The sequence below is a fragment of the Streptomyces sp. B21-083 genome, assembly GCF_036898825.1.
In the GTDB taxonomy this organism is placed as follows: Bacteria; Actinomycetota; Actinomycetes; order Streptomycetales; family Streptomycetaceae; genus Streptomyces.
Genome location: NZ_JARUND010000001.1, coordinates 3,590,863 through 3,612,034 on the forward strand (window position 1 = coordinate 3,590,863; position 21,172 = coordinate 3,612,034).

General features: G+C 69.9%; 20 protein-coding genes and 1 pseudogene. 9 read left to right on the forward strand and 12 right to left on the reverse strand.

Going from position 1 to position 21,172, the window contains the following annotated elements; genetic code table 11:
- Positions 1-12: 12 nt before the first annotated feature.
- Positions 13-423 (reverse strand): hypothetical protein, encoded by a 411-nt coding sequence (locus QA861_RS16060; protein WP_334589006.1) that lies wholly within the window; start codon positions 421-423, stop codon positions 13-15.
- Positions 424-551: 128 nt separating this feature from the next.
- On the opposite strand from QA861_RS16060, the gene QA861_RS16065 reads away from it, so the two are divergent.
- Positions 552-1,187 (forward strand): uridine kinase family protein, encoded by a 636-nt coding sequence (locus tag QA861_RS16065; protein WP_334589007.1) that lies wholly within the window; start codon positions 552-554, stop codon positions 1,185-1,187.
- 200 nt (positions 1,188-1,387) lie between these two features.
- Here QA861_RS16065 and QA861_RS16070 read toward each other — a convergent pair whose 3' ends face one another.
- A complete protein-coding gene (locus QA861_RS16070; RefSeq protein WP_334589008.1) occupies positions 1,388-2,143 on the reverse strand; it encodes a SigE family RNA polymerase sigma factor in 756 nt (251 codons plus the stop codon).
- 264 nt (positions 2,144-2,407) lie between these two features.
- Between QA861_RS16070 and afsQ1 the strand changes: the two genes are divergently transcribed.
- The 5 genes from afsQ1 to QA861_RS16095 all read left to right on the forward strand — a co-directional run bounded on the left by afsQ1 (position 2,408) and on the right by QA861_RS16095 (position 6,442).
- Complete coding sequence (gene afsQ1, locus QA861_RS16075; protein WP_006383553.1) at positions 2,408-3,085, forward strand: two-component system response regulator AfsQ1; 678 nt, start codon at positions 2,408-2,410, stop codon at positions 3,083-3,085.
- A complete protein-coding gene (locus QA861_RS16080; protein ID WP_334589009.1) occupies positions 3,082-4,668 on the forward strand; it encodes an ATP-binding protein in 1,587 nt (528 codons plus the stop codon). Before afsQ1 ends, QA861_RS16080 begins: the two co-directional genes overlap by 4 nt.
- A 50-nt stretch (positions 4,669-4,718) precedes the next feature.
- The gene (locus tag QA861_RS16085; RefSeq protein WP_334590573.1) at positions 4,719-5,381 is read left to right on the forward strand and encodes a hypothetical protein; all 663 of its coding nucleotides are present in this window, start codon (positions 4,719-4,721) and stop codon (positions 5,379-5,381) included.
- Between the two features lie 193 nt (positions 5,382-5,574).
- Positions 5,575-6,126, forward strand: a complete 552-nt coding sequence (locus QA861_RS16090; protein WP_334589010.1) for a VanZ family protein — start codon at positions 5,575-5,577, stop codon at positions 6,124-6,126.
- Between the two features lie 106 nt (positions 6,127-6,232).
- Positions 6,233-6,442, forward strand: coding sequence for a PspC domain-containing protein (locus QA861_RS16095; protein WP_006383556.1), 210 nt, complete (start codon positions 6,233-6,235; stop codon positions 6,440-6,442).
- Between the two features lie 90 nt (positions 6,443-6,532).
- Here the strand turns inward: QA861_RS16095 and QA861_RS16100 are convergent, their stop codons facing one another.
- Positions 6,533-6,892: an ATP-binding protein gene (locus QA861_RS16100; RefSeq protein ID WP_334589011.1), complete on the reverse strand. Its 360-nt coding sequence runs from the start codon at positions 6,890-6,892 to the stop codon at positions 6,533-6,535.
- Positions 6,893-7,027: 135 nt separating this feature from the next.
- On the reverse strand, positions 7,028-8,266 hold the full coding sequence (locus QA861_RS16105) for an adenosine deaminase (RefSeq protein ID WP_443041488.1): 1,239 nt from the start codon (positions 8,264-8,266) through the stop codon (positions 7,028-7,030).
- 146 nt (positions 8,267-8,412) lie between these two features.
- Between QA861_RS16105 and QA861_RS16110 the strand changes: the two genes are divergently transcribed.
- Positions 8,413-9,174: a dienelactone hydrolase family protein gene (locus QA861_RS16110; RefSeq protein ID WP_334589012.1), complete on the forward strand. Its 762-nt coding sequence runs from the start codon at positions 8,413-8,415 to the stop codon at positions 9,172-9,174.
- Positions 9,175-9,264: 90 nt separating this feature from the next.
- On the opposite strand, the gene QA861_RS16115 is transcribed toward QA861_RS16110, so the two are convergent.
- Positions 9,265-10,218 (reverse strand): LysR family transcriptional regulator, encoded by a 954-nt coding sequence (locus QA861_RS16115; protein ID WP_334589013.1) that lies wholly within the window; start codon positions 10,216-10,218, stop codon positions 9,265-9,267.
- A 63-nt stretch (positions 10,219-10,281) separates the two neighbouring features.
- On the opposite strand from QA861_RS16115, the gene QA861_RS16120 reads away from it, so the two are divergent.
- Together QA861_RS16120 and QA861_RS16125 are read left to right on the forward strand one after the other, a co-directional pair.
- A complete protein-coding gene (locus QA861_RS16120) occupies positions 10,282-11,574 on the forward strand; it encodes an MFS transporter (RefSeq protein ID WP_334589014.1) in 1,293 nt (430 codons plus the stop codon).
- 340 nt (positions 11,575-11,914) lie between these two features.
- Positions 11,915-12,970 carry a sigma-70 family RNA polymerase sigma factor gene (locus QA861_RS16125; protein ID WP_334589015.1) on the forward strand — a complete coding sequence of 352 codons (1,056 nt, stop codon included), beginning with the start codon at positions 11,915-11,917 and terminating at the stop codon, positions 12,968-12,970.
- A gap of 30 nt (positions 12,971-13,000) precedes the next feature.
- Here QA861_RS16125 and QA861_RS16130 read toward each other — a convergent pair.
- The 7 genes and pseudogenes from QA861_RS16130 to QA861_RS16160 form a co-directional block, all read right to left on the reverse strand.
- Positions 13,001-13,252 (reverse strand): annotated as a pseudogene (locus QA861_RS16130) (STAS domain-containing protein); the annotation flags it as partial.
- A gap of 131 nt (positions 13,253-13,383) precedes the next feature.
- Positions 13,384-14,667 (reverse strand): thymidine phosphorylase, encoded by a 1,284-nt coding sequence (locus QA861_RS16135; RefSeq protein ID WP_334590575.1) that lies wholly within the window; start codon positions 14,665-14,667, stop codon positions 13,384-13,386.
- Positions 14,668-14,777: 110 nt separating this feature from the next.
- Positions 14,778-15,170, reverse strand: coding sequence for a cytidine deaminase (locus tag QA861_RS16140; RefSeq protein WP_334589016.1), 393 nt, complete (start codon positions 15,168-15,170; stop codon positions 14,778-14,780).
- Positions 15,167-16,450, reverse strand: a complete 1,284-nt coding sequence (locus tag QA861_RS16145; RefSeq protein WP_334589017.1) for an ABC transporter permease — start codon at positions 16,448-16,450, stop codon at positions 15,167-15,169. The genes QA861_RS16140 and QA861_RS16145 overlap by 4 nt, the downstream gene beginning before the upstream one ends.
- Positions 16,450-17,577, reverse strand: coding sequence for an ABC transporter permease (locus tag QA861_RS16150; RefSeq protein WP_334589018.1), 1,128 nt, complete (start codon positions 17,575-17,577; stop codon positions 16,450-16,452). Before QA861_RS16150 ends, QA861_RS16145 begins: the two co-directional genes overlap by 1 nt.
- A complete protein-coding gene (locus QA861_RS16155) occupies positions 17,574-19,124 on the reverse strand; it encodes an ABC transporter ATP-binding protein (protein WP_334590577.1) in 1,551 nt (516 codons plus the stop codon). The genes QA861_RS16150 and QA861_RS16155 overlap by 4 nt, the downstream gene beginning before the upstream one ends.
- A 201-nt stretch (positions 19,125-19,325) precedes the next feature.
- A complete protein-coding gene (locus QA861_RS16160) occupies positions 19,326-20,390 on the reverse strand; it encodes a BMP family lipoprotein (RefSeq protein WP_334589019.1) in 1,065 nt (354 codons plus the stop codon).
- Positions 20,391-21,172: the final 782 nt, after the last annotated feature.

The following is a 21,172-nucleotide window of genomic DNA, read 5'->3' on the forward strand; positions in this document are numbered from 1 at the left end:
CCTCCCCGCGCCTCAACCGCCCAGGACCCCCAAGGCCTCCCCCAGCACCGGAATGCGCCCGATCGACTGCGCCTGCGCGACCGGACCGGTGAGGGCCTGGGAGGTCAGGGGCTGGAAGTCGGCGAGCTGGGTGCCCACGCCGTTGTCGAGCGGGTCGACACCCGTACCGGCGAGGGGGTTGGGCTTGAGGCCCGCGACCGGGCCCGTGACATAGCCGACCGTGCCGGTGAGCGCCGCCAGGCCGTTCTGCGGGTCGATCTTGCCCAACGAGGTGGTGGGGGTCATGCGAATGACGTCCACCGCGGGGCCACCCTCGGCGGCGGAGGCCGTCGCGGCACCCGCCCCCAGGGCCGCGCCGGTGGCCGCGAGGGCGATCAGGGCGCGCTGGGCGGTCTGGTTCTGGATGGACGTGTGTCGTGCCATGACTGGTGCCGCCTTCTGGTGCACTGGGTAATCGGGTCGACACGAAGGGTAGTTGACATGTGACGCACCTTCCAAAGTCGACCCGCGGGGTCGGCAGGGGGGCGCCCGATGCCCCACACTGGTGTCTCGTGACCTCCCACCCGCCCATACCCACGCGAGTCGTGCTGCTCTGCGGCCCTTCCGGCTCCGGCAAGTCCCTCCTCGCGGCCCGTTCCGGACTCCCGGTCCTGCGGCTCGACGACTTCTACAAGGAGGGCGTCGACCCGACGCTGCCGCAGGTTCTGGGAAGCACCGACATCGACTGGGACCACCCGGAGTCGTGGGACGCGGACACGGCGGTCACCGCGATCACCGAGCTGTGCCGCACGGGTCGTACGAACGTGCCCGTGTACGACATCTCGCGCAGCGCCCGCACGGGCGAGGAGCGCGTAGACATCGGCCGGACCCCGTTGTTCATCGCGGAGGGCATCTTCGCCGCCGAGATCGTCGGGCGCTGCCGGGAGGAGGGCGTCCTCGCGGACGCGCTCTGTCTGAGCCGGGGACCGATCAGGACGTTCCGCCGGCGTTTCCTGCGGGATCTGCGTGAGGGCCGCAAGTCGGTGCCGTTCCTGCTGCGCCGCGGCTGGCGGCTGATGCGCGCCGAGCGTTCCATCGTGGCCCGCCAGACGGCCCTGGGCGCCCACGCGTGCGACCGGGACGAGGCGATGGGCAGGCTGGCCGACGCGGCGGCGGGACGCCGCGTGCAGCCGAGCACGGCAGCCTGAACCCCCGTACACGCACACGTACGTACACGAAAAGCGGGACTGGATGGACCCCCCGGCCCTCCAGCCCCGCTCTTTTTGTGCTTCCCCCGTGTGGTGCCACCCCCGAGGCCCCCCGGCCCCGGTGGTTTCCCCCCTGGTGGTGCTCCCCCGTACTTTCCCCCGTCACCGCTCCCCCGTTGAGCGGCTTTTCCCCCACACCCTCAGGCCACAAGCTCCCCGAAGGATTCCTCCTCGTCACGGCCGAAGCTGAGGACCTCGTCCTCACGCATCCGGCGGAGCGACCGCCAGATGCTGGACTTCACCGTGCCGACACTGATGTCGAGGATCTCCGCGATCTCCGGGTCGGTGCGGCCCTCGTAGTAACGAAGGACCAGCATCGTCCGCTGGAGTTCGGGGAGCCGGGCGAGCGCCTGCCACAGGACCGCGCGCAGCTCCGTGCCGCGCATCGCGTCCGTGTCGCCGGCCGTCTCCGGCAGCTCCTCGGTCGGGTACTCGTTCAGCTTGCGGCGACGCCACGCGCTGATGTGCAGATTCGTCATGGTGCGGCGCAGGTAGCCCCCGACCGCCGCCTTGTCGCTGATCCGGTCCCAGGCCCGGTACGTCGAGAACAGCGCGCTCTGGAGCAGGTCCTCGGCCTCGAAGCGGTCACCGGTGAGGTGGTAGGCGGTTGCGTACAGGGAGGCACGACGCTCCTGGACGTAGGCGGTGAACTCCGCCTCCGACAGCGAACAGCGCTCCCCCGTGGACTCCCTGTACGCGGCCCCCGTAACCCCCGTGGTACCGCTGGTGCTTCCCCCTGTGTGCGCGTCAACCACCGACATGTACGTGGTGTGCTGACGCCCGGTGCCGCGAACGCACCCCCGCCCGTTTGCAGCACCGGACTTCTCGGTGGTCCGGGTGACGTCGTGCAGACGCGTGATCACTGCGTTCGCGCTTGTGCTGTGCAGCGTGCTCATCTCGCGCCCCCCGTCGTGGACTTCCCGGTGTTCGGCTCGGTTCCTGGTGCTCCCTCGCCTGTGCCGAGAAGCTTGCCCAAGCCACTTCATGAGGGTGTCCGCCGACTGTCACAGGCGTGCAACAGGGCCCGTTCTCAGGAACAGCGCGCCGAACAACACAGGAGGGTTACAGAAAGGCGCGGTAGGGGCCCTCCGACACCCCGAAAACACCCCACAAGCCCCTGACAGTCGCAGCCCGGCCCGGCCATGGGCCAGAATGCATCCGTGCCTTCCCTGTTGCTGATCGAGGACGACGACGCCATCCGTACGGCCCTGGAGCTGTCTTTGACGCGCCAGGGACATCGGGTTGCCACCGCTGCCACCGGTGAGGACGGTCTGAAGCTGTTGCGCGAGCAGCGGCCGGATCTGATCGTCCTTGATGTGATGCTGCCCGGTATCGACGGGTTCGAGGTGTGCCGGCGCATCCGGCGCACGGACCAGCTGCCGATCATTCTGCTCACCGCGCGCAGCGACGACATCGACGTGGTCGTCGGGCTGGAGTCCGGCGCCGACGACTATGTCGTCAAACCCGTGCAGGGCCGGGTGCTCGACGCCCGGATCCGGGCCGTGCTGCGGCGCGGGGAGCGGGAGTCCAACGACTCGGCGACCTACGGTTCGCTGGTCATCGACCGCTCGGCGATGACGGTGACGAAGAACGGCGAGGACCTGCAGCTGACGCCCACCGAGCTGCGGCTGCTGCTTGAGCTGAGCCGGCGGCCCGGTCAGGCGCTGTCCCGCCAGCAGTTGCTGCGTCTGGTGTGGGAGCACGACTACCTGGGCGACTCACGGCTGGTGGACGCGTGTGTCCAGCGGCTGCGCGCCAAGGTCGAGGACGTGCCGTCGTCGCCGACGTTGATCCGTACCGTCCGCGGGGTCGGCTACCGGCTGGACTCGCCTCAGTGACGAAACCGCAGGACAAGCTCCGTGGCTGGGCCGCGGCGCGCAGGGCGATACTTTCCGGGCTGCGCTTCACCAGCCTGCGACTGCGGCTCGTCGTGGTCTTCGGCCTGGTCGCGCTGACGGCGGCCGTGTCGGCGTCCGGGATCGCGTACTGGCTCAACCGCGAGGCGGTGCTCACGCGTACGCAGGACGCGGTACTGCGCGACTTCCAGCAGGAGATGCAGAACCGCGCCGGGGTGCTCCCGGCCAGTCCCACGCAGGACGAACTCCAGCACACGGCGGGCCAGATGGCCGCCAGCAGCCAGCGGTTCAGTGTGCTGCTGGTCGCCGAGGACGGGAGCGGGCGGACGGTCGTCGGCAACTCCGGTGCGCTGGACACCTTCTCGCTGGCCGACGTGCCCAAGTCGCTGCGTACGGCGGTCGGCAGGCAGCAGTCGATCACCTCGAACAACAAGTACCCGTACCACCTGTACTGGCAGCGGATCATCGACGGCGACAAGCCCTATCTGGTCGCGGGCACGAAGGTGATCGGCGGCGGTCCGGCCGGCTACATGCTGAAGTCGCTGGAGCCCGAGGAGAAGGACCTCAACTCGCTCGCCTGGTCGCTGGGCATCGCCACCGGCCTCGCGCTGATCGGCTCGGCGCTGCTCGCGCAGGCCGCCGCCACGACCGTACTGAAGCCGGTGCAGCGTCTCGGTATCGCGGCCCGGCGGCTCGGCGAGGGGAAGCTGGACACCCGGTTGCGGGTGTCGGGCACGGACGAACTGGCCGATCTCGCCCGGACGTTCAACCACACGGCGGAGGCGCTGGAGACCCGGGTGGCCGACATGAGCGCGCGTGACGAGGCCTCGCGACGGTTCGTGGCGGACATGTCCCACGAGCTGCGTACGCCGCTCACCGCGATCACCGCCGTGACGGAGATCCTCGAAGAGGAACTGGACGCCGAGACCGGCAGCATCGACCCGATGATCGAACCCGCGGTGAAACTGGTGGTCAGCGAGACCCGGCGGCTCAACTCGCTGGTGGAGAACCTGATGGAGGTCACCCGCTTCGACGCGGGCACCGCCCGGCTGGTCCTGGACAACGTCGACATCGCCGACCAGATCACGGCCTGCATCGACGCCCGCGCCTGGCTGGACGCCGTCGAACTGGACGCCGAGCGCGGCATCATGTCCCTGCTCGACCCGCGCCGCCTGGACGTCATCCTGGCCAATCTCATCGGCAACGCCCTCAAGCACGGCGGTTCGCCGGTACGGGTGTCGGTGCGCGCGTCCGATGACGCTGCCGCCGACGCCGACCTGCTGATCGAGGTGCAGGACCACGGTCCGGGCATCCCCGAGGACGTGCTGCCGCACGTCTTCGACCGCTTCTACAAGGCGAGTGCCTCCCGCCCCCGCTCCGAGGGCAGCGGCCTGGGCCTGTCCATCGCCCTGGAGAACGCCCACATCCACGGCGGCGAGATCACCGCCGCGAACTCTCCGAAGGGCGGCGCGGTGTTCACCCTGCGGCTGCCCAGGGACCCGTCGGCCCTGACGGAGACCCCGGCCGAGCCGAACGGCGCGAACGTCGACGGGGAGAGCGTGTGACGAACGTACGGAGGCTACGGAACGTGCGGGGCGCGACAGACATACACGGCATACCTGACTCACCCGGCGCACGTGGCGTACGTGCCGCACGGCCCTGGCTGGCCGTGCTGCTGGCCGTGCCGCTGCTCGCGGTGCTGCTCGCCGGCTGCGGGATCCGGGCCACCGAGGTCCCGACGGACTTCGGTCCGGCGCCCTCCCGCGTCCCGTGCTCCCTCTCCGACGTCTCCGGTCCCTCCGCGTCGGGCGGCGCCCCGCGGACGTCCGCGGGCGTGCCGGTCCAGGTGTTCCTGCTGTGCGCCTCCCAGCTGGTGACCGTCGACCGCGCGGTGCGCGTCCCGGACGGCACGGCGGAGGCGGAGCGGCGCGTCCTGGTGGCCCAGGGGCTGCTGGACGAGCTGGCCAGGACGCCGCGGGCCAGTGAGACGCAGGCCGGTTACACGACGGACGTGCGCGGCGGGATGAGCGTGCGCGGCCCGGACCCGCGGGACCCCGAGGACACCCTGCGCCTGAGCACGCCCCCGGCGGACCTCTCGTCGTACGCCCTCGCCCAGATCGTCTGCACGTTCTCCGACTCCGCCGCCGCCGAGGGGGACGGTTCCGTCGTCCTGGGCGGCCCGGCCGCCGGCCCGCCGCGCCGGTACGCGTGCACGCCGGAGGTCCGCTCCCGGCCCGGGGCGCAGGTGCCGCCGTCGTCGGGGGTGGACGGCGGCTGAGCACTCCTTCCCGTAGGGGGCGCCCCTGTAGGGGCGCGGGGAACTGCGCGACCAGCCACGACGCCCCCGCAGCCGACCGACGGCCTGTCACTGCACTCCTGGCGGAGCGCTCCGCCCCGTGTGGCACATGACTCACCCCCCTGCAATGGGGCAACCCGGAACCGATCGTGCCGACCCTCGCGTCTTGGGGGGCGTGCAGCGTCAACGCTCGGGCGGCGAAAGTGCCGCGAATCGCATCCGCGCGGCGGGAGGTGTCCTCCTCGTCGCCCATCTCGCGCTCGTCGCCTGGATCACGCTGCGTCCGCTCGACATCCCGTGGCAACTGCCACCCAACCTGCAGCCCTTCGCGGGCATACGCGCTGATCTGACCCTCGGCTGGCTCGAGGCCGCCCGGCGCATCACGCAGGGGCTCGCGCTGCTGGCTCCGCTGGGGGTGCTGCTGCCGATGGCGGGCGGACGGCTCGATGTCTCGCCGCTCGCCTCGCTCGTCCGTACGGTCATCGCCGGTGCCATGATCTCGCTCGGCATCGAGCTGTTGCAGACCGGCGTACCCGGTCAGGTCGTGGACGTCGACTCGCTGCTGCTGAACACCGTGGGCGTGGGCCTCGCGCATGTCGCCGTGGTGCCCGCCGTACGGTCCTGCCTACGCCGCAGGAGCGACCGCAGGCACCGGGCGGCCATCCGCACCCAGGACGCGACTCAGGGTAGGACCCCGACGATTCCCAGGGTCGGGATCGCCCCGTAGAGCGATGCTTCGCCCGTTGTGCGTCCGTAACGTTGAGTACAGATGAGGGGGCCGGACAAGCCGGTCCCGACATCGCAGCCGACACCGTACTCACCGAGGAGACGCCATGACCGCCCTTGCCCGCCCCACCAACGGCCGCATGATCGGCGGAGTGTGTGCCGCGCTGGCACGGCGCTTCGGCATCTCCACGACGACGATGCGCGTGATCTTCGTGCTCTCCTGTCTGCTGCCCGGCCCGCAGTTCGTGCTCTACATAGCCCTGTGGGTCCTGCTGCCCTCCGAGCAGCACGCGGCGAAGGCCGGCGCCGCCTGGTAGTCGGAGCCCCTCGGACGGCCCGCCCGCATGCCGATGGGGCGCACCCCTTCACATCAGGGGTGCGCCCCATCGGCGCGTTCACAGGGTGGGTCAGCCGAGCGGGATGCCGTTCAGCGGGAGGCCGTGCGTGGGCAGGCCCTGCAGCGGGAGACCGCCGAGCAGGCCGGAGACCGGCGCCGTGGGGCCCTCGGACAGCAGCTTCGTGACGGCAGGCTGCGCGGCGGCCACGCCCGCGCCGAGCGCGCCCTGACCCTGGGCCACGGCCTCGGCGGCACCCGGCAGCGCCTTCGACGCGCTCTCCACGGGCAGCGTCTGGGTCACGGAGCTCAGCGCGGCGGAGTCCGGGAGGGCGGGGAGGGCCGGGGCGGCGTTGGCGGCACCCGCACCCGCCGCGGCGAAGGCGGCACCGAGAGCGGCGACACCGAGGGTCTTGGCAGCAGACTGCTTCATAGTGAATGCGTCCTTGAATGCGAGACGGGGATGTGAGCGGTCCACGACCGTAAACACGGGAAGCCGCCCGCCGCAAACATCGAAAAGCGGCCGAACCGCACCGGCCCGACCGCTTCCCGACTCCCCGGATCAGCCCTACGCCTCGACAGAACCGCTGGTGGAGGCGGTCTGCCGGAACAGCCATTCGGATTTCAGCTCGGCATATCCGGGCTTGATGACGTCATTGATCATCGCCAGTCGTTCATCGAAAGGAATGAATGCTGACTTCATAGCATTGACGGAGAACCATTGCATGTCATCGAGCGAATAACCGAACGCTTCGACAAGATGCTCGAATTCCCGGCTCATCGAGGTGCCCGACATCAGCCGGTTGTCGGTGTTCACCGTCGCACGGAAGTGCAGCTTCCGCAGCAGCCCGATCGGGTGCTCGGCGTAGGAGGTGGCGGCGCCGGTCTGGAGGTTGGAGCTGGGGCACAGCTCCAGGGGAACGCGCTTGTCCCGTACGTAGGAGGCCAGGCGGCCGAGCTTCACCGAGCCGTCGTCCTGGACCTGGATGTCGTCGATGATCCGCACGCCGTGACCGAGCCGGTCGGCGCCGCACCACTGGAGTGCCTGCCAGATGGAGGGGAGCCCGAAGGCCTCGCCGGCGTGGATGGTGAAGTGGTTGTTCTCGCGCTTGAGGTACTCGAAGGCGTCGAGGTGCCGGGTGGGCGGGAAGCCGGCCTCGGCACCGGCGATGTCGAAGCCGACGACGCCCAGATCGCGGTAGCGGTTCGCCAGTTCGGCGATCTCCAGCGAACGGGCGGCGTGCCGCATCGCGGTGAGCAGGGCGCCGACCCGGATGCGGTGACCGCTCTCCCTGGCCCGCCGCTCACCTTCCCGGAAGCCCTCGTTGACTGCCTCGACGACCTCTTCGAGGGTGAGGCCGGCCTGGAGGTGCTGCTCGGGCGCGTACCGCACCTCGGCGTAGACGACACCGTCTTCGGCGAGGTCCTCGGCGCACTCGGCGGCGACCCTGACGAGGGCGTCGCGGGTCTGCATGACGGCGCAGGTGTGGGCGAAGGTCTCCAAGTACCGTTCCAGCGAACCGGAGTCGGCGGCGTCACGGAACCAGGCACCGAGCTTGTCGGGGTCGGTCTGGGGCAGTTGGGTGTACCCCGTGTCACGCGCGAGGTCGACGATCGTGCCGGGACGCAGGCCGCCGTCGAGATGGTCGTGCAACAGGACCTTGGGGGCGCGCCGAATCTGGTCCGGGGTGGGACCGGGACTCGGGGTGCTCGCGGTCGATGCGGTGCTCGCGGCGGGTGAGGCGCTCGCGGTGGATGCGCTCCGGGCAGTCTTCCGACTCGTCGTCCGATCACTCTGGCTCGTCATTTCCGCACTCTAACTCCTACGCGCGTAGAACGCCTGTCCTCTTTTCTCTTTCTTTTTCCCTTTCTTCGCCTGTACGTTTCCGCCGATACGTAACGGTGACCGCGAGGACAGGTCGCGTACACCGATGCTTCTGACACTGTTCTGTCATGGCACACCAAGTGACGCCGGTACGTCAGGCCCGGCTCGGGAGGGCACTGGGTCCGGAGCCGACGTCGGTCAGCGGCGCGGTCCTGCTGCTGCCCGGCGGTGACGAGGTATCGACCCGCAGGCCGTCGCCCCTCCTGGCGGCCGCCTCCGTAAGGGCGTTGGGCCGCCGGCTCGCCCGCGCGGGCCGTGCGGACGGACTGGCCGTGCATGTCGTCCACTACCGCTACCGCGGCTGGAACGGCAGCGAGGCGCAGCTCGCGCACGACGCGCGATGGGCCGTCGACGAGATCGTACGGCGGTACGGCGACGTCTCCGTATGCCTCGCCGGCGTCGACATGGGCGGCCGGGCGGCGCTGCGCGCGGCGGACCACGAGGCCGTCAACTCCGTACTGGCGCTGGCACCTTGGCTGCCCGAGGAGGACGTGGCGGCGCCGCCCGAACCGGTACGGCAGCTGACGGGACGGCGGGTGCTGATCGTGCACGGCACGAACGACGCACGGACCGATCCCGAACTGTCGTTCCGGTTCGCGGCGCGGGCGAAGAAGGCGAACCGGGACATCTGCCGGTTCGAAGTGCACGCGGACGGACACGGGTTGCATCAGTACCGGCAGGAAGTGCACGCGCTGGCGGAGGACTTCGTGATGGGGGTGCTGTTCGGGCGGGGGTTCTCCCGGCCTGTGCAGGACGCGTTGATGGCTCCGCCGCCGCTGGGGTTGAGGATGCCGCTGGCTGCGGGGTTCGGGCGGTCTTTGCGGCGGTAGGTTCGGGGCGGATCGGTTGTGTTCGGGGTGCGGGTTGTGTGTGGCTGGTCGCGCAGTTCCCCGCGCCCGTAAAGGCAGGTCCGTCTGTCCTCACGTAGGGAGCAAGTTGCCCCTACGTGAGAGCAGGAATTTCTTGAAGGCTGCCACCGGTGGCGTGTCCGGGTGGCCGTCGAGCCAGGCCACGCCGATCTCCCTTGCCGCTCTTGGTGAGGTGACCGTCAGTTCCGCGACTCCTGGGCGGGGGACGGCCGGGGGTGGGAGGAGGGCTACCCCCAGCCCGGCCGCCACCAGGCCCCGCAGTGTCTCCGCCTCCTCTCCCTCGAAGGCGATGCGGGGGCGGAAGCCGGCCTGCTTGCACAGGTCGTCGGTGATGCGGCGGAGGCCGTAGCCGGGTTCCAGGGTGACGAAGGTTTCGTCGGCCGCTTCCGCGAGGCGGACGCGTCTGCGGGTGGCGAGGCGGTGGTCGGCCGGGACCACGAGACGGAGTTTCTGTTCGTCGAGGCGGCGCGCGACCAGGTCGGGGGCGTCGGGGACGGGCGAGGTCAGGCAGAGGTCCAGTTCGCCGGAGCGCAGGCGCTCGAGCATGGCCTCGCCGTAGTTCTGTACGAGGGTGAAGCGGACGCGGGGATGGTCGGCGCGGAAGGCGTGCAGCAGGCCGGGCACGGTCTCGGCGCCCATGGTGTGCAGAAAGCCGAAGGCGACCTTGCCGGCGGCGGGGTCGGCGTCGGCGCGCACCTCGTCGGCGGCCCGCCCGATCTCGGCGAGGGCCCGCTCGACGGAGGCGAGGAACGTACGCCCCGCGGGGGTGAGCGAGACGGTGCGCCCTCGTCGGGCGAACAGGTCGACGCCCAGATCCTGTTCGAGGCGGACCATCGCCCGGGAGAGCGTCGACTGCGGCACCTGCATCTCCTGGGCGGCACGGGTGACGTGTTCCGTGCGGGCGACTCCGGCGAAGTAGGCGAGGCGTGGAGCGAGAGCGGTGACGATGTCTTCTGTGTCACCGGACGGTGACAGACGGGCTTCTGACCTCTGCTGATGCACCATGGGAACAATTATGGGGTTTCCATGCATTGGACGGATGAACGGGGTCGTACGTAACTTCGAGGCATGCCTGCTGCCAGTACCGGGGCGGCCACGATCGTGGCCGCCACCCCTCCGTCGCTCCCCTCGCTCCCCGCCGCCGACCTCCGTATGGCCCCGGGCGGGCCCGGCTACCGGCGGATGAGCTTCGCGCTCTTCCTCGCGGGCGTCGCGACCTTCGCCCTCCTCTACTCCACGCAGGCACTGCTGCCGTTGATCTCCGGCGAGTTCGGGGTACCGGCGAGCGACGCGAGCTGGACGGTGTCGGCGGCGACCGGTGCGCTGGCCCTGTTCGTCCTCCCGATGAGCGCCCTGTCGGAACGGTTCGGGCGGCGTACGGTCATGACGGCATCGCTCGCCGTGGCCGTGACGGTCGGGATGCTGGTGCCCTTCGCCCCGTCGCTGGGCGCGCTGATCGCGCTGCGGGCGGTACAGGGCGCCGCCCTGGCCGGGCTGCCGGCGTCGGCCACCGCCTACCTGGCCGAGGAGGTCCGTCCCAAGGCGCTGATCACCGCGATCGGCCTGTTCGTGGCCGGCAACAGCGTGGGCGGGATGAGCGGCCGGGTCATCACGGGCTGGGTCGCGCAGGAGTGGGGCTGGCGGGTCGCGGTCGCCGTGATCGGTGTAGTGGCGGTGGGCTGCGCGGTGGCCTTCCGGCTGCTGCTCCCCGCGCCGCGTCACTTCCGGACGGGCTCACTGCGGCCCCGGGTCCTTGCGCGCACGGTCCGTACGCATCTGGCGAACCCGTTGCTACGGCGGCTGTACGCGATCGGCGCCCTGTTCATGACGGTGTTCGGCGGGGTCTACACGGTGATCGGGTACCGCCTGACGGAGGCCCCGTTCAGCCTGCCCCAGGGTGTGGTCGGCTCGATCTTCCTGGTCTACCTGGTGGGTACGGTGTCGGCGTCGACGGCGGGCAGGCTGGTGGCCCGCCTGGGTCGCCGGGGCGCCCTGTACCTGGCCGGCGGCACGACGACGACGGGCCTGCTGCTGTCGCTGTCGGACACCCTGGCGCTGGTTCTGCTGGGCCTGGTGCTGATCACGGCGGGGTTCTTCGCGGGGCACGCGGTGGCGTCGTCGGCGGTGAGCCACGCGGCGAAGGTGGGCCGGGCGCAGGCGTCGGCGCTGTACCAGTCGGCGTACTACATCGGCTCAAGCGCCGGCAGTACGTTGGGCGCGGTGGCGTTCCACGCGAGTGGCTGGTCGGGAACCGTGGGGATGGGCCTGCTGGCGGTACTCGGCGTGGTGACGGTCACGGTGCTGGGGTCCAGGGCGGCACGAAGGTCACCCTCGACCCTCCCGGTGCCGTCCGGCGCCTGAGGACGGGCCCGTACAGCCCAGACCTGGTTTCCCACCCACCCGCCTGTCTACTCCGTGTGTCCAGCCAAGGCGACACCCCTTCCAACGCAGGCCGGCCCCTCCAGCCCGGGCCCGCACCCTCAGCCCGTCCGGCGTTTGAGGACAAGGCCCGTTCAGGGCCGTAGGGGGGTCTGGGGGCGCAGCCCCCAGGGACAGGATGGGACGGGTAGGGGCGTCGGGGGCGAAAACCCTTCTCACCTGCACCTTTCTTCACTCCACGAGCCGTTGTCAGTGGGCTGCGCTAGCTTTCTCGTGTTGGGTCGCGATGGTGCGACGAAGGCAGCCATGGGGTGGGTTGGCGATGGGTGACAGTACGGCTACTGCGACAGACCTCGACGTGCAACTGGAACGGCACCGCGTCGAACTGACCGGGTACTGCTACCGCATGCTCGGCTCCTCCTTCGAGGCCGAGGACGCCGTCCAGGACACCATGGTCCGCGCCTGGCGGAACTACGAGAAGTTCGAGGGCCGCTCCAGCCTCCGCTCCTGGCTGTACCGCATCGCCACGAACGTCTGCCTGGACATGCTGACCGCCGGCAACAAGCGCGCCCGTCCCATGGACCTCACCGAATCCACCCCCCTCGCCCGGGCCGCCCTCTCCCCCCGCCCCGACAACACCTGGCTGGAACCGATGCCGGACGCCCGCGTGCTGCCCACCGTCGAGGACCCGGCGGAGGCCGCCGTGGCGAAGGAGTCCGTGCGGCTCGCCTTCATGGCGGCGCTCCAGCAACTCCCGGCGAAGCAGCGGGCCGTGCTGATCCTCCGCGAGGTGCTGGCCTGGAAGGCGAGCGAGGTCGCCGAGCTCCTCGAAACGTCGGTCGCGTCCGTCAACAGTGCCCTCCAGCGGGCCCGGGCGACCCTCGCCGAGCGGGACAGCGCTGCCAAGGCCAACGCGCCGGCCGGTGCCGGGGCCGCCGTCTCCGACCCGCTCAGCGAGGAGCAGCAGAAACTGCTGGAGCGCTACGTCGCCGCGTTCGAGGGGTACGACATGACGGCGCTCACCGCGCTGCTGCACGAGGACGCCGTCATGACGATGCCGCCGTTCGACCTGTGGCTGACCGGGCCGGAGGACATCACCGGCTTCATGACGACACTCGGCGCCGCCTGCGCGGGCTCGCACCTCGTGCCGGTCGCCGTCAACGGGCTGCCGGGCTTCGCCCAGTACAAGCCGGACGAGGAGACGGGCGGCTACTCCCCCTGGGCGGTCCAGGTGCTGGAGATCTCAGACGGCCGGATCACCGGTTTCCACTGCTTCCTCGACACGAAGCGCTGGTTCCCGCTGTTCGACCTCCCCCTGTCCCTCCCCCGCGACCTCGACGTCGAAGCTGAGCCCGACCAGGTCCAGGAAGGCGAGTAGGGCGGGCGCCGGATCCCGGAGGCGTATCCGGCCTCCGGCCCGGCGGGCGGTCAGCTGGAGCCGGGCCAACAGCTCCACCGTGCCCAGGCCCGGGGGCCCGAGCCCCGCCACATCACACACGACGACCGGGTCACGACCACCGCCGCAGCCCGTCCCGAACAGTGCGCGCACGTCCTCGCACAGCCCCGGCACCTCCTCGCGGGTGACGGGGCCGGCCAGCACGAGTACAGCGGGTGTCATTGCGTCCACGAACGGTAGACCGGGCGGCCCCCCGTAACTCATCGCCCACTGTCGGCCGACCTGTCGGTACCGGCGCTGTCAGTAGTGGCGGCCCTGCCCGAACCGACAACGGCGCGCCCGGGCAGGACTCCCCCACCCGAGCGCGCCGCACCGCAACGCGCCTCGCCACCGACTCAGGCGATCCGCTCCAGCACCACCGGCGCCGCCGTGAACTCGGTACCCGTCGCCCCGATGTCGTACGAACCCTCGACCGCCTGGAGCGCGTACTCGAAGCGCTCCGGGGTGTCCGTGTGGAGGGTCATGAGGGGCTGGCCGGCCGTGACCGTGTCGCCCGGCTTGGCGTGGAGCTCGACGCCCGCGCCCGCCTGCACCGGGTCCTCCTTGCGCGCACGCCCCGCGCCGAGGCGCCAGGCGGCGACGCCGACGCCGTACGCGTCGAGGCGGGTCAGGACGCCCGAGGACGGCGCCTTGATGACGTGCTGTTCCCTCGACGTGGGCAGCGGGGCGTCCGGGTCGCCGCCCTGGGCCGCGATCATCCGACGCCACACGTCCATCGCGGAGCCGTCGGCCAGCGCCTTCGCCGGGTCGGCGTCGCGAACGCCGGCCGCGTCCAGCATCTCGCGGGCCAGGGCGAGCGTCAGCTCGACCACGTCGGCGGGGCCGCCGCCCGCCAGGACCTCGACCGACTCCCGTACCTCCAGCGCGTTGCCCGCCGTCAGGCCGAGCGGCGTCGACATGTCGGTCAGCAGCGCGACCGTCCTCACCCCATGGTCCGTGCCCAGGCCCACCATCGTGGACGCCAGTTCCCGCGCGTCCTCGATCGTCTTCATGAAGGCGCCCGTGCCGACCTTCACGTCCAGGACCAGCGAGCCCGTGCCCTCCGCGATCTTCTTCGACATGATCGAGGAGGCGATCAGCGGGATGGCTTCCACCGTGCCGGTGACGTCGCGCAGCGCGTACAGCTTCTTGTCGGCGGGGGCCAGGCCGTCGCCCGCCGCGCAGATCACGGCGCCCGTCGTGTCCAGGACGTGCAGCATCTCCTCGTTGGAGAGCAGCGCCCGCCAGCCGGGGATCGACTCCAGCTTGTCCAGGGTGCCGCCCGTGTGGCCGAGGCCGCGGCCCGAGAGCTGCGGTACGGCGGCGCCGCACGCCGCGACCAGGGGGGCCAGCGGGAGGGTGATCTTGTCGCCGACGCCGCCCGTGGAGTGCTTGTCTGCCGTGGGGCGGGACAGCGAGGCGAAGTTCATGCGCTCGCCGGACGCGATCATCGCCGCCGTCCAGCGGGCGATCTCGCGGCGGTTCATGCCGTTCAGCAGGATCGCCATGGCGAGCGCGGACATCTGCTCGTCGGCGACCTCGCCGCGCGTGTACGCGTCGATGACCCAGTCGATCTGCTCGTCACTGAGTTCACCACGGTCCCGCTTGGTGCGGATGACGGAGATGACATCCATCGACAGGAGCGTCATGGCTTGGCTTCCTTCCGGTGGTTCTGAGAACCGGTTGTTCTGCGAAACGGTGCGGCCCCCCGGAGTAGGTGCTCGACCAACTCCGGGGGGCCGTACGGGAGTTACTTGGTGAGATGGTCCGGACCGAAGGCCTGGGGAAGCATCTCGGAGAGGGGCAGGATGCCCGCCGGGGTCTCCAGGAGCAGGGTCGCGCCGCCGAACTCGAACAGCAGCTGCCGGCAGCGACCGCACGGGACGAGGATGTCGCCCTTGCCGTCCACACACGTGAAGTGCGTCAGCCGGCCGCCGCCGGTGCGCTGCAGCTCGGAGACCAGACCGCACTCGGCGCACAGGCCGAGCCCGTACGACGCGTTCTCGACGTTGCAGCCCGAGACCGTGCGGCCGTCGTCGACCAGGGCGGCGACACCGACCGGGTAACCGGAGTAGGGGGCGTACGCGTGGGACATCGCGTCCCGGGCCACCGCGCGCAGCGCGCCCCAGTCGACGCCGGTCACTTGCCCTGGCCCTTCCGGTAGCGCATGCCGTCCGCCTTGGGCATTCGCAGACGCTGCGCGGACAGCGACAGCACCAGCAGCGTGACGACGTACGGGGTGGCGCCCACGAAGTCGCTCGGGACCTCGTCGGTGGTCAGGTACCAGACCAGGACCGCCACGGCCACGACGGCACTGACGGCACCCTGGACGATTGCCTTCTTGTACAGCTTCCAGCCGGCCATCGCCAAGAGGAGCACGAACAGCAGCAGGAGCAGCGCGTGGACGGTCTCACCCCCGCTGCGCAGCTGAAGCGCGTCGGAGTAGCCGAACAGGCCCGCGCCCATGGCCAGACCGCCGGGCCGCCAGTTACCGAAGATCATCGCGGCGAGACCGATGTAGCCCCGCCCACCGGTCTGATTCTCCAGGTAGGTGTGCGAGGTGACCAGCGCGAGGAAGGCGCCGCCGAGACCGGCGAGGCCGCCGGAGACGGCCACGGCCGCGTACTTGTACTTGTAGACGTTGACGCCAAGGGACTCCGCGGCGATCGGGTTCTCACCGCAGGAGCGCAGACGCAGGCCGAACGGGGTGCGCCACAGCAGCCACCAGCTGGCCACGAACAGAGCGATCGCCAGGACCGTCACCACGGACATGTCAGTGACCAGACCGCCGAGGATGCCGGCGATGTCGGAGATCAGGAACCAGTGGTGGGCCTCGACGGAGTGCAGTCCACTGGACAGGCCCGGGACGTCGAAGCTGGGCAGCGAGTCCACGGGCGGGGACTGCTTGGGGTTGCCGCCTGCTTCGGCCGCCTTGCCGTCCACGAAGAAGAGCTTGGCGAGGTACTGGGTGGTCCCGAGCGCGAGCAGGTTGATCGCGACGCCGGAGACGATGTGGTCGACGCCGAAGGTGACGGTCGCGACCGCGTGCAGCAGGCCGCCCAGGACACCGAAGCCGATACCGCACAGCAGGCCGAGCCAGGGACTGGACTGCCAGCCGATCCAGCCGGCGCCGAAGGTGCCGAGGATCATCATGCCTTCGAGGCCGATGTTGACCACGCCGGACCGCTCGGACCACAGACCGGCGAGGCCGGCGAGGCCGATCGGCACGGCGAGGCTGAACGCGGCGGAGACCTGGCCCTCGGAGGTGAGCTGGTCGGAGCCGGAGATGACCCGGACCGCTGCGACGAGCAGCAGTGCACCCGCGACGATCAGCAGGATCTGGCCGAGCGAACGGCCCGACCGGGTGGCGGTGTCCGCCTTGGGTGCCGCGGGGGGCGGCGTGTCGGTCATCGTGGCAGTCATCACGCCACCTCCTGCTTCTGGGTGGGGGCTGCGGCCTGGGCGGCGAGCTCGGCGCCGACCCGCTGCTGCTGGCGCTTGAGTCCGTAGCGTCGTACGACTTCGTAGGCGATGACGACGCACAGGACGATGACGCCCTGGATGACGCCGAGGATCTCCTTGTCGTAGCCCTCGAACTCCAGGTGGTTGGTGGTGCGTTCCAGGAAGCCCCACAGCAGGGCGCCCAGCGCGATGCCGATCGGGTTGTTGCGGCCGAGCAGCGCGATGGCGATGCCGGTGAAGCCGATGCCCACGGGGAAGTCGTTGCTGAACTGGTGGCTGTCGTTGAGGAGGGTCGGCATGCCGATCAGACCGGCCACCGCGCCGGAGATCACCATGCTGGTTGCGACCATCTTCTTCACCGAGACACCGCTCGCGGCGGCGGCGCTCTCGGACTGGCCGACGGTGCGCAGGTCGAAGCCGAACCGGGTACGGCCGAGCACGAACCAGTACGCGACGCCGACGAGCACGGCGATGACGATGAAGCCCCACAGCTCGCCCGCGGCACCGGTGTCGATCTGGAAGAAGTACGAGGACGACGGCAGCGGCTTGGTGGAGACGACCGTGCCGCCGGCCTGGAGCTCGGCGAGCTTTCCGGGCTGGAGCAGGTAGGCGATGATCGCGGTGGCGATCGAGTTGAGCATGATCGTCGAGATGACCTCGCTGACCCCGCGGGTCACCTTCAGGATGCCCGCGATGGCCGCCCACAGGGCGCCGGTCGCCATCGCGCACAGGATGATCAGCGGGATGGAGATCCAGCCCGGCGTGGTCAGCGCGCCACCGAGGACGGCGGCGACGAACGCGGCGATCCGGTACTGGCCGTCGACGCCGATGTTGAACAGGTTCATCCGGAAGCCGATGGCCACCGAGACACCCGCCAGGTAGTACGTCGTCGCCTTGTTCAGGATGTAGATCTGGCTGTCGCTGGCGGAGCCGTAGGTCACCATGTCGCTGAAGGCGGCGCCCGGGTTCTTGCCGGTGGCGAGGATCACCAGGGTGGTGACGACGAGCGCGGCGACGACCGCCAGCAGCGGCGCCGCAATGCCGAGGAGCAGCCGCTCCCTGTCGATGCGTTGCGTCAGCTTCTTCATCGGGCGTCGTCCTCTGTGCTCTCCGGGCCGGAGGCCTCTGTGTGCTCCAGGTGGCCGGTGGCCGCGCCCGTCATGGCGGAGCCCAGCTCCTCGGGGGTGATCGTGGCGGGGTCGGCGTCGGCGACCAGACGGCCGCGGTACATCACCCGCAGGGTGTCGGAGAGCCCGATGAGCTCGTCCAGGTCTGCGGAGATCAGCAGCACGGCCAGGCCCTCTCGGCGGGCCTCGCGGATGTGGTCCCAGATCGCGGCCTGCGCGCCGACGTCCACACCGCGGGTGGGGTGGGCTGCGATGAGCAGCTTGGGCGCGTGGCTCATCTCGCGGCCGACGATCAGCTTCTGCTGGTTGCCGCCAGAGAGGGAGGCGGCGGTGACGTCGATGCCGGGGGTGCGGACGTCGTACGCCTGGATGATGCGCTCGGTGTCGGTGCGGGCGCCCTTGATGTCGAGGAGCTGGCCACGGGAGTTGGGCTTCTCGGTGACGTGGCCGAGGATGCGGTTCTCCCACAGCGGGGCCTCGAGGAGCAGGCCGTGGCGGTGGCGGTCCTCGGGGATGTAGCCGACACCGGCCTCGCGGCGGCGGCGGGTGGGCGCGTGGGAGATGTCGGTGTCGGCGAGTGTGATGACGCCGGCGTCGAGGTCACGGATACCCATGATCGCCTCGACCAGTTCGGACTGGCCGTTGCCCTCCACACCGGCGATGCCGAGGACCTCGCCCTGGTGGATGGTGAAGGAGATGTCGTCGAGGATGATCCGCTCGACGCCGTCGAGGTCGGTCTGGGCCAGGCGCAGTCCCTCCAGCCTGAGCAGCGGGACGTCGGTGACCGTGGACTCCTCGGTCTCCGGGGTGGGCAGTTCGCTGCCGACCATCAGCTCGGCGAGCTGCTTGGGAGTCGTACCGGCGGGCTCGACCGTGCCGACGGTGGTGCCGCGGCGAATGACGGTGATCTCGTCGGCGACGGACAGGACTTCGCCCAGCTTGTGGGAGATGAAGATGACGGTGAGGCCCTCGGCCTTGAGCTCGCGCAGGTTGTCGAAGAGGGCGTCGACCTCCTGCGGCACGAGGACGGCCGTGGGCTCGTCGAGGATGAGGGTCTTGGCGCCGCGGTAGAGGACCTTGAGGATCTCCACGCGCTGGCGGTCGGCGACGCCGAGTTCCTCCAGGAGGACGTCGGTCCGGACGTTCAGGCTGTACGCGTCGGAGATCTCCCTGATCTTCGCGCGGGCCTTGGCGCCGATGCCGTACAGCTTCTCCGCGCCCAGGACGACGTTCTCCAGGACGGTGAGATTGTCGGCGAGCATGAAGTGCTGGTGCACCATGCCGATGCCGCGGGCGATGGCGTCGGCGGGGCTGGGGAAGGTGACCGTCTCACCCTTCACCGTGATGGTGCCCTCGTCCGGCTGCTGCATGCCGTAGAGGATCTTCATCAGGGTGGACTTGCCGGCGCCGTTCTCACCACACAGGGCGTGCACGGTGCCGGTGCGGACGGTGATGTCGATGTCACGGTTGGCGACGATGCCGGGGAATCGCTTGGTGATGCCGCGCAGTTCGACGGCAGCGGGAGGGCTGGACGCGTTGATGGCGCACTCTCCTCGGGGAAAAGGGGCTGCGTAGGGGAGGGCAGGCGTCGGTGACGCTAGCGCGGCAACTCCATGCTACACGCGTAGAGTTGACACATTGTTATGGCTCGGCGAGAGGGTCGAGGTGCACCGTCTCGCCGAGCCGGGGTTCCCGCGGGAACCGTCAGATCACGGGGTGGTCTTGACCGTGATGGTGCCGTCGACGATCTTCTTCTTCGCGGCGTCCAGCTGGGTCTGGATGTCGTCGATGAAGCCACCGCTGGTGGCCAGGCCGACACCGCCCTTGGCGAGCGAGTAGATTTGGTTGCCGGTCAGCGGCGTGCCGCCGTGGACGGACTTGACGAAGTCGTAGACGCCGGTGTCGACGTTCTTGACCATCGAGGTCAGGATCGAGTTCTTGTACTTGCTCAGACCCGGGATGTTGTACTGGTCCGAGTCCACGCCGATGGCCCAGGCGCCCTTGACGCCGGAGACGGCCTCGATCGCGCCGTTGCCGGAGGAGCCGGCCGCGGCGTAGATCACGTCGGCACCCTTGTCGAGCTGGCCGGACGCGGCCTCCTTGCCCTTGTCGGGGCTCGCGAAGCCGGAGGTGTCGGAGCCGTGGGTCAGGTACTGAACGTCCACCTTGACCTTGGGGTTGGTGTCGTGCACGCCCTGGACGTAGCCCGCCGCGAACTTCTTGATCAGCGGAGTGTCCACGCCACCGATGAAGCCGACGTGGTCCTTCTTGGTCTTCAGCGCGGCGGCGACACCCGCGAGGTAGGAGCCCTGCTCCTCCGTGAAGGTGATGCTGTCGACGTTCTTGGCGTCCACGACCGAGTCGATGAGGCCGAAGTTGACCTTCGGGTACTTCGCGGCGACCTTGCCCACGGAGCTGGCATACGTGTAACCGATAGCGACGATCGGGTTGTAGCCGGCGTCCGCCAGGTCGGTCAGGCGCTGCTCACGGTCGGCCTCGGTGTCGGAGGACTTGGCGGTCAGCTCCTTGATGGAACCGCCGAACTCCTTCTCCGCCTTGTCGGCGCCGCGGGCGGCGGAGTCGTTGAAGGAGCGGTCACCACGGCCGCCGACGTCGTAGGCGAGGCCGATCTTGATGCCGCCCTTGGCGCCGTCCGACGACGAGGACGAGGACGAGCTGTCCTTCTCGGAGGAGGTGCTGCCACAGGCAGTGGCAGTCATTGCGAGAGCTGCGGTCGCGATACACGCAGCGGAAAGCTTGGCTACCCGGCGCACGGGGGGCTCCTTCACCTGACCTGAGCGCCATGTCGGCGCTTCATGTGAGCACCATGCCAGTGCCCGGGCCTGGACGCCCCAGTGGCGTCGGCTTCGCGGCATCGTAACGCGCGTAGATGTCAGAAAATAACCCGTGCGGAAGCCGTTATCGATTCGAGGCAAACGCCTTCTGAACTCGTGCTCTTGCGGCTTTCGGACCGATGGTTTCCGATAGTGCACGATTGACTCACAACCGTGTTGCGCCAATCGGCGGAGCGGCCCACGAAGGAGCCGCCGCCCGTCTCAGCGGTCCGCCGCGCCGGTCAGCGCCACGGCCGTGAACATCTCCACGCCGACCGTGACCGCGCACTCGTCGGCGTCGAAGTCGTCCTGGTGCGGACAAGGACCGGTCACCGTTGCCACCGATGTCGCAGGCCAGGGCCGGCCCCAGGTTCTTGCCGCCATTGCCGGTGGACTCGCCGGACGAACCACTACAAGCGGACCCAGTGACGGCGAGGGCTGCGACTGCGGCACCCGCCACGGCGACACGGGGCACGCGGCGCATGAACGGGACTCCACTGTGCGGGCGTCCGCACCAGATGCTTGTTCCGGCACAGCGTAACGCGCGTAGATATGCCAGAGAAGTCCGCCTGGCAGTGTTACCCGGCCGCCCTCCATTCCATGATCAACTATCAACTTGTCATGCATCTGACCATCACCCCCTCAAGATCTTCCCAACTTCGCCCAGCTGGTGGACCTCACCACAAATACTCGCGATCAAGACGTGTGTCTCCGCAGACCGA